Consider the following 14,651-nt stretch of genomic DNA (forward strand, 5'->3'; position numbering starts at 1 on the left):
CAAACCGGCAATGAACCAGATGCTGGCCTTTTGCTGATTGTGCTTGGATCGGTGAGGGCGGGCAATCAGTGTTTGCGCAATAACCGGGTAGGAGCTGCCGAAGGCTGCTATCTGTTGATTTTGATCGAGTTGGCTTTCGCCCAGCATTCAATGCTGGAAAAGATCGAACCTTGTGGCTGCCTCAGGCTGGCAAGCGGATCCCGAACGTGTTGGCGCCCTGGTCGCTGAGCACAAATACATCGCCACCATGCATCAGCGCGATGGCCTTGACGATGGCCAGCCCCAGCCCATGGTTGGCGCCACTGTTGCTGCGCGAGGCATCGACGCGATAGAAGCGTTCGAACAGGCGCGGCAGGTGCTCGCCGGCAATCGGTTCGCCGGGGTTGGTGACCGCGAGGGTGATCTGGTCGCCAAGGGCTTCGATGCGCACGTCGATCACTTGCCCGGGGGCGGTGTGCTGTACGGCATTGCTCAGCAGGTTGATCAGCGCCCGCCGCAGGTGGGCGATCTCGATGTTGGCCTGGGCATCGCCGCTGACCCGGACCTGGACCTGGGCGTCTTCGAGAATGAAGTCCAGGTAGTCGAGGGTGGTGGCCACTTCGCCGGCCAGGGAGGTGCTGGTCAGTTTGGTGGCCTTGCTGCCTTGGTCGGCGCTGGCCAGGAACAGCATGTCGTTGATGATCGAGCGCAGCCGCTCCAACTCCTCGAGATTCGATTGCAGTACTTCGAAGTAGTGTTCGGCCGAGCGCCCACGGGTCAGTGCTACCTGGGTCTGGCCGATCAGGTTGGTCAGGGGCGAGCGTAATTCATGGGCGACGTCGGCGTTGAACGATTCCAGCCGCGAGTAAGCCTGTTCGACCCGGTCTAGGGTGGCGTTGAAGGAACTGACGAACTGACTCAGCTCCGGCGGCAAGGGCGACAGCTGCAAGCGCCCGGACAGGCGGGGCGGGGCCAGGCGCCGGGCTTCATCGGACAGCTTGATCAGCGGCTTGAGGCCGATGCGTGCGACCCAGTAGCCCAGCAACGAAGCCAGGAACACACCGACAATCGCCAGGCTCACCAGTGCCACCAGCAGGCGATGCTGGGTCTGGTAGAAGGTCTCGGTATCGATGCCGATCATGAAGCGCAGCGGCGGACGCTGGTCCTTGGCCGGGAATTGGCTCACCAGCACTTTCATCGGGTAGTGTCGTTGGGGCAAGGTCAGGTCGCGCTTACCCAGGGCGCCTTGGGCAAAGGCACGGATCTGCGCATCGGGATTGCCGTATTCAAAGCGCGGATCGTCGCTGACGATCCAGAAATGGATGCGTTTGTCTTCTTCGCCGAGCAATCGCAGCTTGTTGTTGATCTTCACCCAGTGTTCAGGCGTGCCGTAGCGGCCAACGGTGGACTCCAGGACACTGTAGCGGGCATCGAGCTCGGCTTCGGGCAACAGGCCCAGGCCCTTGGCGACCTGCTGGTATAAAGCGCCCCCGATCAACAGGAACACCAGTGCGGCCACCAGCGTGAACATGCCGCTCAAGCGCAGGGCGATGCTGTCAGGGACGGTCATCGCTGCGACTCTCCAGCACATAACCCATGCCGCGAATGGTGTGCAGCAACTTCTGTTCGAACGGCCCATCGAGCTTGGCTCGCAAGCGTTTGATCGCCACTTCCACCACGTTGGCGTCACTGTCGAAGTTGATGTCCCAGACCATTTCGGCAATGGCGGTTTTCGAGAGGATTTCGCCCTGGCGGCGGGCCAGGACACTGAGCAGGGAGAACTCCTTGGCCGTCAGGTCCAGGCGCTGGCCGGCCCGTGTGGCCTTGCGGCTGATCAGGTCGATCCACAGGTCGGCGATGCTCACCTGCACCGGTTCATGGCCGCCGCTGCGACGAGTCAGGGCTTGCAGGCGGGCCACCAGTTCGAGGAAGGAGAAAGGCTTGCCCAGGTAGTCATCGGCGCCGTCGCGCAAGCCCTTGATGCGGTCCTCGACCCGTTCCCGGGCGGTAAGCATGATCACCGGTGTCTGCTTGCGGGCGCGCAGGGCTCGCAGTACGCCGAAGCCGTCCAGGCCCGGCAGCATTACGTCGAGCACGATCACCGCATAGTCGGTTTCCAGGGCCAGGTGCAGCCCCTCGATGCCGTCCGGCGCCACGTCCACGGTGTAACCCTGTTCGGTCAGGCCGCGGTGCAGATAGTCCGCGGTTTTTTCTTCGTCTTCGATAATCAGAACGCGCATGGCCCTGCCTCAGTGGTCTGTGCTCGCCAGCGCCGCCGTCGGCGCCGACCCTGGCTGATGGGCGGGTCGATGGAACAGTCGCTCCAGCCACAAGTATATGACCGGTGTGGTGAACAGCGTCAGCGCCTGGCTCACCAGCAGGCCGCCCACCACCGCGATGCCCAGGGGTTGGCGCAGCTCCGCGCCGGGACCATAGCCGAGCATCAGCGGCAAGGCGCCGAGCAGGGCGGCCAGGGTGGTCATCATGATCGGCCGGAAGCGTGTCAGGCACGCCTGGAAAATCGCCTCCTGGGGCACCATGCCTTTGTTGCGCTGGGCGTCGAGGGCGAAGTCGATCATCAGGATGCCGTTCTTCTTGACGATCCCGATCAGCAGCACCAGCCCGATCAGCGCCATGATCGAAAAGTCCTGGCCCAGAAGCCAGAGCATGATCAGCGCACCGAGGCCGGCCGAGGGCAGGGTAGAGATGATCGTCAACGGGTGCACGAAACTCTCGTAGAGCACGCCGAGGATGATGTACACGGCCACCAGCGCGGCGAGAATCAGCCATGGCTGGCTGGCCAGGGAGCTCTGGAAGGCCTGGGCCGCGCCCTGGAAGTTGCCGGTAATGGCGGCGGGCATGCCGATCTCGTTCTTCGCCTGGTCGAGCAGGCGCACCGCGTCCCCCAGGGCCACGCCGGGCGCCAGGTTGAATGACAGGTTGGCGGCCGGGAACATGCCATCGTGGGCAATCGACAGCGGGCCGTTGCTCGGCGCATCGAAGCGGGCCAGGGCCGAGAGCGGTACCATTTCCCCACTCAGTGGCGAACGCAGGTAGAAATACGCCAGGCTTTCTGCCTTGCCGCGTTGCTGGGTGTCGAGCTCCAGGATCACGTTGTACTGGTTGGTCTCGGTCTGGAATTCATTGATCTGCCGTTGGCCGAAGGCGTCGTACAGGGCTTGGTCGACATCGGTGGCGGTGAGGCCGAAGCGCGCCGCCGCGCTGCGGTCGATGTTGATGTGGGTGATGCTGCCACCCAGTTGCAGGTCGTTGGAGATGTCACGGAACGCCGGGTTGCCACGCAGCTTGTCGGTGAGTTTTTGCGTCCAGGCGTTGAGGCTCGGCCCGTCGTTGCTCTTGAGCACGTATTGATATTGGGCGCGACTGGGGCCGGAGCTGAGGTTGATGTCCTGCCCGGCCCTGAGGTACAGCACCACGCCGGGAATTTTCAGCAATTGCGGGCGAATCCGGTCGATGAAGCCGCTGGCCGACACGTCACGCTCGCCCCGGGGCTTGAGGGCGATCCAGAAGCGGCCGTTGGCGATGGTCTGGTTATTGCCCGAGACGCCGACGGAGTGGGAGAAGGTCTGCACCGCCGGGTCGGCGGCGACGATGTCGGCCAGGGCCTTGTGCTTGGCGACCATGTCCGGGAACGATACGTCGGCGGCGGCTTCGCTGGTGCCCAGTACCAGGCCGGTGTCCTGTACCGGGAAGAACCCCTTGGGAATGAACACGTAGCCCACCACCGCCAGCGCCAGGGTCAGGCCGAACACGCCGATCATCAGTTTTTGATGGGCCAGGGCCCGACGCAAGCCGTGCTCGTACCAGCCCAGCAGACGCTCGCCGAATCCCATCTTGCTGTGGGCATGATGTACCGGGGCACGCATGAACAGCGCGGCCAGGGTCGGCGCCAGGGTGAGCGACACCACCACCGAAATCAGAATGGTCGAGGTGGCGGTCAGGGCAAATTCCTTGAACAGTCGCCCGACCACGCCGCCCATGAACAGCAGTGGAATGAACGCGGCTATCAGCGAGAAGCTGATGGAGACCACGGTGAAGCCGATCTCACCAGCCCCCTTGATCGCCGCTTCGCGCATGCCGTCACCGGCCTCCAGGTGCCGGTGGATGTTCTCCACCACCACAATCGCATCGTCCACCACGAACCCCACCGAGATGACGATCGCCACCAGGGTCAGGTTGTTCAGGCTGAACCCCATCACGTACATCAGGGCGAAACTGGCGGTCAGCGACACCCCCAGCACCGCCGAGACAATCAGGGTCGCCGAGAGCTGACGCAGGAACAGCGCCATCACCGCGACCACCAGCAGCACCGCGATCAGCAAGGTGATCTCCACCTCATGCAACGAGGCGCGGATGGTCTGGGTGCGATCGATCAGGACCTTGACCTGCACGGCGGCGGGCAACATGGCTTGCAGGGTGGGCAGGGCCGCCTGGATGCGGTCGACGGTCTCGACGATGTTCGCTCCCGGTTGCCGGAAGATCACCAGGTTGACCCCTGGTTCGCTGTCGGACCAGGCCTGGACGTAGGCGTTTTCCGAGCCGTTGACGACCTTGGCGATGTCCTTGAGGTGAACCGGTGCGCCGTCCTTGTAGGACACGATCAGCTCACCGTACTCCTCAGGCTGGAACAGCTGGTCGTTGGTGGACAGGGTGGAAATGCTCGAAGCGCCGTACAGGGCGCCCTTGGCCAGGTTGAGGCTGGCCTGCTGGAGCGCCAGGCGGATGTCCGCCAGGGTCAGGCCGATGGCGGCGAGCCGGTCGGCCGAGGCCTGGACCCGGATCGCCGGACGCTGTTGGCCGGAGATATAGATTTGTCCTACGCCGTCGATCTGGCTGATCTGACGCGAGAGCAGGGTTTCGACGTAGTCGCTCAGCTCGGTGCCGGGCATCAGGGAGGAGCTGATGCTGAGGATCAACACCGGGCTGTCGGCGGGATTGACCTTGCGCCAGGTCGGCAGGTTCGGCATGTCGTTGGGCAGTTTGCCGGCGGCGGTGTTGATCGCTGCCTGCACTTCCTGGGCGGCGGTGTCGATGCTTTTATCGAGGCTGAATTGCAGGATCAGGTTGGTCGAGCCCAGGGCACTGCTGGAGGTCATCTGGGTGATGCCGGGAATGGCACTGAATTGCACTTCCAGCGGCGTCGCCACTGACGAAGCCATGGTTTCGGGACTGGCCCCAGGCAACTGCGCGTTAACCTGGATGGTCGGGAATTCGGCCTCTGGCAACGGCGCGACGGGCAGGCGAGGAAACGCGATCACGCCCAGCAGTACCAGGGCAAACGTAAGCAGCACCGTGGCGATGGGGTGGTCGATACACCACGCCGAAACCGAGCCGCGGCCCTTCACGGTTGCGGCTCCGTGGTCTTGGCCAGGGCGGGCGGATCACTGAGCACCTGGATGTGGCTGCCTGGCTTGAGTCGTGACTGACCGTCGCTCACCAGTTGATCGCCAGCGTTCACCCCCTTGATGATGTGCATGTCGCTGTCCTGGTAAACCATGACCACCGGCACGCTCTCGACCTTGTCGCCCTTGATCCGGTACACGAAGTGTTGCTCCAGCCCACGCTGGACGACGGTGGGAGGCACCACCAGGGCGTCCTTGTCGAGGGCGGTCTGGATTTTCAGCGTCACCAGTTGCCCGGGCCACAGCCGTTGCGCGGCGTTGTTGAATTCAGCCTTGGCCCGCAGGGTTCCGGTGTTGGCGTTGATCTGGTTGTCGATGAGGCTCAGGCGCCCCTCGCCGAGCAGTTCCCCGGTGGCGCCGTCGGCACCGATATAGGCCTTGACCAAGGCTTGCTCGGGCGCCGCGATCAAGCGTTGCAAGGTGGGCAGCATTTGCTGGGGCAGGGAGAACTCCACGGCGATCGGGTCGATCTGGGTCACCGTGAACAGGCCTTCGGTGTCGCTGGTGCGCAGGAAGTTGCCTTCATCCACGTTGCGAATGCCGACGCGACCGCTCACCGGGGAGCGGATCTGGGTGTAGGACAGTTGCACCTGCGCCGAGTCGATGGCCGCCTGGTTACCCTGGGCGGTGGCCTTGAGCTGGTTGACCAGCGCCTGTTGCTGGTCGTAGGTCTGCTTCGAGACGCCGTCATCGACGCTCAGCAATTTGTAGCGCTTGAGATTGACCTGGGCCACCGCCAGCTGCGCCTGGCTCTCGCCGAGCTGGGCCCGGGCCTGGTCGAGGCTGGCGCGGATCGAACGATCGTCGATGGTCGCCAGCAGGTCACCTTTCTTGACCAGTTGCCCCTCCTTGACCAGCAGCCGGGTGAGAATGCCGTCGATCTGCGGCCGGATCACCACGCTGTGCAACGACAGGACCGTACCGATGCCGCTGGCAAAGCGCGGCACATCCTTTTGCACCACGCTGACGACCCGCACCGGAACGGCGGCGGGAGCGCTGGGCTTGGCGGTCACGGGCTTGAGCACAAACCAGAGGACGAGGGCGGCCAGGGCGGCCAACAACACGACGAGCAGGACGGTTTTCTTCTGGGTGTGCATGGATATGAAGGGCCGGTTCGGGACACAGGAGTTTGAGCTTTCTTATATAGCGTTACGAGCCGGTCAGGAAGGTGACGGCTAACTGACAGGCTTGTCAGTTTTGTCCTGGCTTGCTGTCGGATGAATGGTTGTGCCAGATGAAACTGCCCTGCGCGCTGTGATATCGGGCAGGTATACTGCCGCCTTTCGCGGCTCGCCCTTCGGGCCCGACTTGCATGCATGACCCGGAGCCTTACATGACTTCCCCGACACTTTCGCCTGCGGATGAACTTCCCGGCGGCGAACAGGCCGATTTGTCCGACAGCGATGTTTCCAGCGCCGAGGACACCAAGGCGGCGATCCCTGCCTTCAAATTCCCGTTCAAACCCGGTGAACTGGCTGCGGCCAAGGGCGCCGGCCAGCAGCCGTGGTACAAGAACGGCGCCAAGAATGGCCATACCAAGACCCCGGGTGCCGCGCCTCCCGGCACACGTCGTTCGATGGGCAAGCGCTGACATCATCCTTCACGCACGGGGGCGACTTCAGTTCGCGACCCGTGCGCCTGCCAGGCTTCCACTCAATTCGTAAGCCGCCAGCTCAGACTGGTGCGCCGCGAGGATTTCCGGCAACGAGCCTCGCAGGTACTCGACCCAGGTCTTGATCTTCGCATCCAGGTATTGGCGCGACGGATAGATGGCGTAGAGGTTCAGTTCCTGGGAGCGGTAGTTGGGCATGACCCGCACCAACGTGCCGTTGCGCAAGCCTTCGATGGCCGCGTACACCGGCAATACCCCCACGCCCATGCCGCTGGTGATCGCGGTTTTCATCGCATCGGCCGAATTCACCAGGAACGGTGAGCTGTTGATGGTGACCATCTCCTGGCCTTCCGGGCCGTCGAACACCCATTTTTCCAGCGGAATGACCGGGCTGACCAGGCGCAGGCAGGCGTGGTTGAGCAGGTCGCCGGGTTTTTGCGGGCAGCCGCTGGCTTTCACGTAGGCGGGCGATGCGCAGACGATGCTGTAGGTGATCCCCAGGCGCTGGGAGACGAATCCCGAATCCGGCAACTCGCTGGCGAGCACGATTGAGACGTCGTAGCCCTCGTCGAGGATGTCCGGCACGCGGTTGGCCAGGGTCAGGTCGAAGGTCACATCCGGATGGGTCTTGCGGTAACGGGCGATGGCGTCGATCACGAAATGCTGGCCGATACCGGTCATCGTGTGGACCTTCAACTGCCCGGCCGGTCGCGCATGGGCGTCGCTGGCCTCGGCTTCGGCTTCTTCGACATAAGCCAGGATCTGCTCGCAACGCAACAAGTAGCGTTTACCCGCCTCGGTCAGGGCAATGCGGCGAGTGGTGCGGTTGAGCAGGCGGGTTTGCAGATGGGCTTCCAGGTTGGAAACTGCGCGCGAGATGTTGGCCGTCGTAGTGTCCAGTTGCGCGGCGGCAGCGGTGAAACTGCCAGCTTCGGCAACACAACTGAACGCGCGCATGTTTTGCAAGGTGTCCATGGAGGGCTCTCTTGGGAGGTGGCAAATTGTGACACGAAGTTACAGAGCAGCGGGACCCGACTAATGGATTATCGCGTTAACGGTAACAAAGATTCACAGAAAGATCGGCTTATCGCCGGGTAGGGCGATGCCTAGAATTACCGTCAATCCTGGGGCACTGATTCCTGTGGGAGCCCTTGTGGGAGCCGAGCTTGCTCGCGATGAACGATGAGAAACCGTGTCGTCCCCATCGCGAGCAAGCTCGGCTCCCACAAAGGCTCGCTCCCACAAGTTTTGCGTTAACAGGCAGCCATCCTCGTCGTCATGCTCCATCTCAGGAATTTTGCGCAAGTGCCGCGTTGCATCAGCAGAGAGCTGAAGACTCTCAGTGTTTGGGTTCTGACATTAACCATCAGCGGTTGCATCGGGACAGGCGGGATAGGGCCGCAAAGCCAGGTAATGCCGGCCAATCAATTGGCGACCGATGCCGCCATCCGCGAGGCGGCTCGCGACGCCCACTGGCCTACTCACCAGTGGTGGCAAGCTTATGGCGATCGGCAGTTGGATCGCTGGGTCGACCTGGCCATGCAGGACAGCCCGAGCCTGGCCATGGCCGCCGCGCGGGTGCGCCAGGCCAAGGCCATGGCCGGTGTTGCCGAGGCCGCCGAGTCGCTGCAGATCAATGGCGAGGCGACCCTCAAGCGCCATAACTGGCCCACCGATCAGTTCTATGGCCCGGGCGAACTGGCCGACACCACGACCTGGGACAACAATGCCGCCCTGGGCTTGAGCTACGCCCTGGACCTGTGGGGCCGCGAGCGCAATGCCAGCGAACGGGCGGTTGACCTGGCCCATGCCAGTGTCGCTGAGGCGCGTCAGGCGCAACTGGAACTGCAGAGCAACATCGTGCGCGCCTACATCCAGTTTTCGCTGCACTACGCCCAACGCGATATCGTCGCCGCGACCCTCCACCAACAAGAGCAGATTCTCGACCTGGCGCACAAGCGCCTGGACGGCGGCATCGGCACCCATTTCGAAGTCAGCCAGGCCCAGGCACCACTGCCCGAGACCCACCGCCAACTCGACGCCCTGGACGAAGCCATCGCCTTGAGCCGCAATCAGTTGGCGGCCCTGGCCGGCAAGGGGCCGGGAGAGGGCGCGCAACTGCAACGCCCGACCCTGGCCCTCGGCGCGCCGTTGAAGCTGCCGTCGGCCTTGCCCGCCGAACTGCTCGGCCAGCGTCCGGATGTGGTTGCCGGGCGTTGGCAAGTGGCGGCCCAGGCCCGGGACATCGATGTGGCCCGGGCCGGTTTTTATCCCAACGTCGACCTGGTGGGTAGCCTTGGCTACATGGCCACCGGTGGTGGGGCGCTGGAGTTCTTGACGGGCAAGAAGCTCACCTACAACGTCGGGCCGGCGATCACGTTGCCGATCTTCGACGGCGGGCGCTTGCGTTCGCAATTGGGCGAGGCGGCGGCGGGTTATGACATCGCCGTGGCGCACTACAACCAGACACTGGTGAACGCCCTCAAGGGCATTTCCGATCAGTTGATCCGCCGCCAATCCATGGACAAGCAGCAGGCCTTCGCCGCCGAATCGGTGGCCGCAGCCCAGCGCACCTACGACATCGCAATGGTGGCGTTCCAGCGTGGGCTCACCGACTACCTCAACGTGCTCAACGCCCAAAGCCTGTTGTTCAAGCAGCAACAGGTGCAACAGCAAGTGCAGGCGGCGCGCTTGAGTGCCCATGCCGACCTGGTGACGGCGTTGGGGGGCGGGCTTGAGGCCGGCAACGACAGCCCTGACTTGGGCCACGTACGGTGAGCCATATTTCCCCTGTGACGTCTTTACTAGCCCCCGCACGCTGGCTGTACCGCCTCGAATGGCGCCGGGGTTTCTTCGACTGGGCCCGCAGCGACGGGGTGACCTGGGTCTATATCTTCAAGGTCCTGTTTGCCGCGTTCCTGACCTTGTGGTTGGCGATGCGCCTGGAGTTGCCGCAACCGCGCACGGCCATGATCACCGTGTTCATCGTCATGCAGCCCCAGAGCGGGCAGGTGTTCGCCAAGAGTTTCTACCGCTTCCTCGGCACCCTGGCCGGCTCGGCGGTGATGGTGGCGCTGATCGCCTTGTTTGCCCAGAACACCGAGCCGTTCCTCGCGTGCCTGGCGGTCTGGGTTGGTCTCTGTTCGGCAGGGGCGGCGCGTTATCGCAACTTCCGGGCCTATGGTTTTGTGCTGGCCGGCTACACCGCGGCGATGATCGGCCTGCCGGCCCTGGCCCATCCGGAAGGCGCGTTCATGGCGGCGGTCTGGCGGGTGCTGGAGATTTCGCTGGGGATTCTCTGCGCCACCCTGGTCAGCGCCGCGATCCTGCCGCAAACCGCCAGTGCCGCCATGCGCAATGCCTTGTACCAGCGCTTTGGGGTATTTGCCCTGTTTGTTACCGATGGCCTGCGTGGGCGCAGCAAGCGGGAGGCATTCGAAGCGCGCAACGTGGGCTTCATTGCCGAGGCGGTGGGCCTGGAAAGCCTGCGCAGCGTGACCGTTTTCGAAGACCCGCACATGCGTCGACGCAACGGCCGGCTCAGTCGCTTGAACAGCGAATTCATGGGCATCACTACTCGCTTCAACGCCTTGCACCAATTGCTCGAGCGCTTGCGCAGCAGTGCGGCGGATCACGTGGTCAATGCCATCAAGCCGGGCTTGCAAACGTTGGCCGAGCTGCTCGACGGTTTCAGTGGCCGCGCCCTGACCGACGCCGATGCGGCCCGTCTGGCGGCGGCGCTGGCCGAGTACAAGGCCGAGCTGCCGGCCCAGGTGCGGCGGCTGCGGGCGTTGTTCCAGGAAACGGCGCCCAGTGATGGGCAGCAACTGGATTTCCATACTGCCTACGAGCTGCTTTATCGATTCGTCGACGACTTGCACGGCTATGCCTTGACCCACGCCTCCCTGGCCGATCATAGCCACGAACGTGAGCGCTGGGACGAACCGTTCGTGCCGCAGACCAACTGGCTGGCCGCCACGGCATCGGGTGTTCGCGCCGCCTTCATCCTGTTGGTGCTGGGGAGTTACTGGGTCGCCACGGCTTGGCCGAGCGGCGCGACCATGACGATGATCGCCGCTGCCACCGTGGGCTTGTCGGCCGCGACGCCGAACCCCAAGCGCATGGCTTTCCAGATGGCCTGCGGCACGTTGTTCGGGGCGTTGATCGGCTTTGTCGAGATGTTCTTCATCTTCCCGTTGATCGACGGCTTTCCTTTGCTCTGCGTGATGCTGGCGCCGGTGATCATGCTCGGTTCATTCCTCAGCTCGCGACCGAAATACGCCGGGGTCGGACTGGGTCTGTTGATCTTTTTCAGCACCGGTTCGGTGCCGGACAACCTGACGGTCTACAACCCCTACGCCTTCATCAACGATTACATCGCGATGATCCTCGGCATGCTGGTGTGTGCCGCGGCCGGGGCAATCATTCTGCCGCCCAACAGCCGCTGGTTGTGGCGCCGGCTCGAACAGGATTTGCGCGAGCAAGTGGTGTTTGCTATCAGTGGCAAGCTCAAGGGCCTGGCATCGAGCTTCGAAAGTGGTACCCGCGACTTGCTGCACCAGGCCTACGGGCTGGCAGCGGGGCAGCCTCGGGTGCAACGGGACTTGCTGCGCTGGATGTTCGTGGTGCTGGAGGTCGGCCACGCGATTATCGAGCTGCGCAAGGAACAGGCGATTTTGCCGGTGCATCCGGCGTATGCCGAAAGCCAGCCGTGGCGCCAGGCGATTCGGGTGATGGGGCGGGCGCTGGTGCGACTGTTCCGCCAACCGAGCCAGAGCAATCTGGAGCGTGCCCTGGTGGCGGTGGACCACGCCATCGGCCGCGTGCAGGCCACCGACGAACCCTTCGCCCCGCATTTCGACACATCGGCCCTGCGCCGGGTGAAAAGCTATCTGCATTTCATCCGTACCTCGTTGCTCGACCCGCAATCGCCCTTGGCCGGCTATGCCATGCCGCACGCCACACCGCTTCCCCAGGAACTTGAACATGCCCCGTGAGATCGCCTTCCATGGCGTGTACATGCCCACCATGACCTTGATGTTTTTCATCGCCGCCGGCCTGGCCTGGGCCTTGGACCGCTTCCTGTCGGGGCTGGACCTGTACCGCTTCTTCTGGCACCCGGCGTTGCTGCGCCTGAGTCTGTTTACCTGTCTGTTCGGCGCGCTGGCGCTGACGGTCTACCGTTGAGATCGATGCGATGAGAAAGTTTTTCAGCCTGCTGGCGACGCTGTTGGTTCTGGCCCTGGCGCTGTGGATCGGCCGTACGTTATGGGTCCATTACATGAACGAGCCCTGGACCCGCGATGGCCGGGTGCGGGCCGACATCATCAATGTGGCCGCCGATGTCAGTGGCGAGGTGGTCGAAGTACCGGTGCGCGATAACCAATCGGTGAAAAAGGGCGACCTGTTGATGCGCATCGATCCTGAGCATTACCGCATCGCCGTGAAGCAGGCTCGCTCCCTGGTGGAGTCGCGCAAGGCCACCTGGGAGATGCGCAAGGTCAACGCCCATCGGCGTGCCGACCTGGACAGCCTGGTGATCTCCCGGGAAAACCGCGACGACGCCAGCAACATCGCCGACTCGGCCCAGGCCGATTACCAGCAGGCCCAGGCCCAGTTGGAAGCCGCCGAGCTGAATCTGTCGCGCACCGAAGTCCGCGCGGCGGTGGATGGCTACGTCACCAACCTCAACGTGCACCGTGGCGACTACGCCCGCATCGGCGAGGCGAAGATGGCCGTGGTAGACATGAATTCGTTCTGGGTCTACGGCTTCTTCGAAGAGACCAAATTGCCCAAGGTGCGGGTCGGCGATTCAGCGCAGTTGCAGTTGATGAGCGGTGAGATGCTCAAGGGGCATGTGGAAAGCATCTCCCGCGGCATCTACGACCGGGACAACCCCGAAAGCCGCGAACTGATCGCCGACGTGAACCCGACTTTCAACTGGGTTCGCCTGGCCCAGCGGGTGCCGGTGCGCATCCATCTCGACGAAGTGCCCGACGGGGTGCTGCTGGCGGCGGGGATGACTTGTACGGTGGTGGTAGAACCCCACGACAAGCGCTGACCCCTTGTGGGAGCGAGCTTGCTCGCGAAAGCGGTGAGTCAGTTTGCAAAGATGTTGACTGTGCCGGTGTCTTCGCGAGCAGGCTCGCTCCCACAGTTTTCAGGGTGGCCGCTATTTATCAAAGCGACCCACCCAACCCAAACCGCTTCATCAACCCTTTTTCCAGCAACCCCTTGGGCAGCAAGCCGGCCATCAATGGCAATGCCCGGCTGCCATTGCCCAGACGCAGCAAGCGAGGAGGCTTGGGTTGTTGAACCGCCTTGAGCAGCGCGGCGGCGAATTCGGGGGCCGGGGTCGGGTTGTCCTGGGAGGCCTTGGCCCGGGCGCGGATGCCGTCGCGCAGGGGCCACCAGGGCGATTGTTCGCTGATCAGTTGTTCGGCTTCATGGCCGGCATTCTTGGCAAAGCTGGAGGCAATGGCGCCGGGTTGTACCTCCATCACGCGGATGCCGAACGGCGCCAGTTCCATGCGCAAGGCATCGCTCAAGGCATGCACCGCCGCCTTCGAGGCGCAGTAGGCCCCGGCAAACGGCGTGACCAGCACCCCGGAAACGCTGCCGATGTTCACCACCAGCCCCCTGGCCCGGCGCAACACCGGGAACAGCGCCCGGGTGACCCCGACGATGGCGAACACGTTGGTTTCGAACTGACGCTGCATGGCCGGCACGCCGCCGTCGAGCAACGGGCCCATGGCGCCGTAGCCTGCGTTGTTGACCAGCAAATCCAGGCCGCCATGCTGCTGGTTGATCCGTTCGTTGAGTTGTTCCAGGGCCTGGCCGTCGTTGACGTCCAGTTGCACGGCGGTGAACCCGGCGGTGCTGAGTGTCGCTACGTCTTCAACCTTGCGCGCCGTGGCCCAGACCTGATAACCCGCAGTCTTGAAGGCGTCGGCGAGGGCGCGGCCAATGCCGCTGGAACATCCGGTAATCAGCGCAACAGGCATGGCGCATTCCTTGTGCAAAAGTGGGGGGAGAGCAATCAGTTGGAAAAGCTACCGTGCAATCGCTCGGCGCGAAACTCCAGGGTCTGCGGGCGATAACCCGGACGCAGGGGCGGCAGCGGCAGGCAGTCTTGCCAGTCAGCGCCGGCCTGCAATTGGCCGGGGCCTCGGTAGCGCGGTGCATCGTAGGGGGTGTCGGCCAGGTTGATGGTGTCGCCAGGCGCGTAGGCCGCGACCTGCCAGCGCAGTTCGATCAGTGGCACGTCATTGGTGTTTTTCAGGTTCAGCGACAGCGGTCGGTCGGCGGGGCATTGTCCGGGGGCATAGGTGATGCGCATTTCCAGGCGCTCCAATTGCCGGGTCTCGCGGTTTTCCTGCCAGAGCACCCACGCAGCGACCAGTCCCAGCCCGATGAACGCCGCCAGGGAAACCGGCAAGGCCCTGGCCGGGTAGCGCAACAGCAGGATGAGCCAGGTGATGACCAGCAAGACGCCGATAAGCATGGTGGAAGCCTCCGTTCCCGTTGCCACATCCTACCGAAGGGAGGGGGCGATGGATATTCACCGATCCTGCACCGTCGGTCGTCACTGTCATATCTGACAGTTGGCAGCCTTGCAGACTCGTTGGTTAGATGGA

The 14,651-nt window shown here is 63.5% G+C and carries 12 protein-coding genes; 5 read left to right on the forward strand and 7 right to left on the reverse strand.

The window, feature by feature from the left end; genetic code table 11:
- Positions 1 to 181: 181 nt before the first annotated feature.
- The 4 genes from AB4O22_RS01760 to AB4O22_RS01775 are packed head-to-tail and all read right to left on the reverse strand — an operon-like array spanning position 182 to position 6,499.
- On the reverse strand, positions 182 to 1,549 hold the full coding sequence (locus AB4O22_RS01760; RefSeq protein WP_027911424.1) for a heavy metal sensor histidine kinase: 1,368 nt from the start codon (positions 1,547 to 1,549) through the stop codon (positions 182 to 184).
- Complete coding sequence (locus tag AB4O22_RS01765) at positions 1,536 to 2,219, reverse strand: heavy metal response regulator transcription factor (RefSeq protein ID WP_027911423.1); 684 nt, start codon at positions 2,217 to 2,219, stop codon at positions 1,536 to 1,538. Before AB4O22_RS01765 ends, AB4O22_RS01760 begins: the two co-directional genes overlap by 14 nt.
- Before the next feature lie 9 nt (positions 2,220 to 2,228).
- Entirely contained in the window at positions 2,229 to 5,345 is a 3,117-nt protein-coding gene (locus tag AB4O22_RS01770; RefSeq protein ID WP_223470386.1) for a multidrug efflux RND transporter permease subunit, read from the reverse strand.
- Positions 5,342 to 6,499 (reverse strand): efflux RND transporter periplasmic adaptor subunit, encoded by a 1,158-nt coding sequence (locus AB4O22_RS01775; protein WP_223470388.1) that lies wholly within the window; start codon positions 6,497 to 6,499, stop codon positions 5,342 to 5,344. The genes AB4O22_RS01770 and AB4O22_RS01775 overlap by 4 nt, the downstream gene beginning before the upstream one ends.
- Positions 6,500 to 6,735: 236 nt before the next feature.
- Between AB4O22_RS01775 and AB4O22_RS01780 the strand changes: the two genes are divergently transcribed.
- On the forward strand, positions 6,736 to 6,993 hold the full coding sequence (locus AB4O22_RS01780; protein ID WP_223470390.1) for a hypothetical protein: 258 nt from the start codon (positions 6,736 to 6,738) through the stop codon (positions 6,991 to 6,993).
- A gap of 27 nt (positions 6,994 to 7,020) precedes the next feature.
- On the opposite strand, the gene AB4O22_RS01785 is transcribed toward AB4O22_RS01780, so the two are convergent.
- Complete coding sequence (locus AB4O22_RS01785; protein WP_003205334.1) at positions 7,021 to 7,989, reverse strand: LysR family transcriptional regulator; 969 nt, start codon at positions 7,987 to 7,989, stop codon at positions 7,021 to 7,023.
- Positions 7,990 to 8,319: 330 nt separating this feature from the next.
- Here AB4O22_RS01785 and AB4O22_RS01790 point away from each other — a divergent pair, with 330 nt between their 5' ends.
- From AB4O22_RS01790 to AB4O22_RS01805, 4 genes are read left to right on the forward strand one after another with little or no spacing between them, the layout of a single operon-like run.
- A complete protein-coding gene (locus AB4O22_RS01790; RefSeq protein ID WP_123350943.1) occupies positions 8,320 to 9,792 on the forward strand; it encodes an efflux transporter outer membrane subunit in 1,473 nt (490 codons plus the stop codon).
- Between the two features lie 14 nt (positions 9,793 to 9,806).
- Positions 9,807 to 12,011 carry an FUSC family protein gene (locus AB4O22_RS01795; RefSeq protein ID WP_003205332.1) on the forward strand — a complete coding sequence of 735 codons (2,205 nt, stop codon included), beginning with the start codon at positions 9,807 to 9,809 and terminating at the stop codon, positions 12,009 to 12,011.
- Entirely contained in the window at positions 12,001 to 12,201 is a 201-nt protein-coding gene (locus tag AB4O22_RS01800; RefSeq protein WP_003205331.1) for a DUF1656 domain-containing protein, read from the forward strand. The genes AB4O22_RS01795 and AB4O22_RS01800 overlap by 11 nt, the downstream gene beginning before the upstream one ends.
- A 10-nt stretch (positions 12,202 to 12,211) precedes the next feature.
- Positions 12,212 to 13,075, forward strand: a complete 864-nt coding sequence (locus tag AB4O22_RS01805; protein ID WP_123350944.1) for an efflux RND transporter periplasmic adaptor subunit — start codon at positions 12,212 to 12,214, stop codon at positions 13,073 to 13,075.
- A gap of 118 nt (positions 13,076 to 13,193) precedes the next feature.
- Here the strand turns inward: AB4O22_RS01805 and AB4O22_RS01810 are convergent, their stop codons facing one another.
- On the reverse strand, positions 13,194 to 14,018 hold the full coding sequence (locus tag AB4O22_RS01810) for an SDR family oxidoreductase (RefSeq protein ID WP_123350945.1): 825 nt from the start codon (positions 14,016 to 14,018) through the stop codon (positions 13,194 to 13,196).
- Between the two features lie 35 nt (positions 14,019 to 14,053).
- Positions 14,054 to 14,518 (reverse strand): multidrug transporter, encoded by a 465-nt coding sequence (locus tag AB4O22_RS01815; protein WP_460095805.1) that lies wholly within the window; start codon positions 14,516 to 14,518, stop codon positions 14,054 to 14,056.
- Positions 14,519 to 14,651: the final 133 nt, after the last annotated feature.

The organism is Pseudomonas sp. S3_B11 (assembly GCF_054667715.1).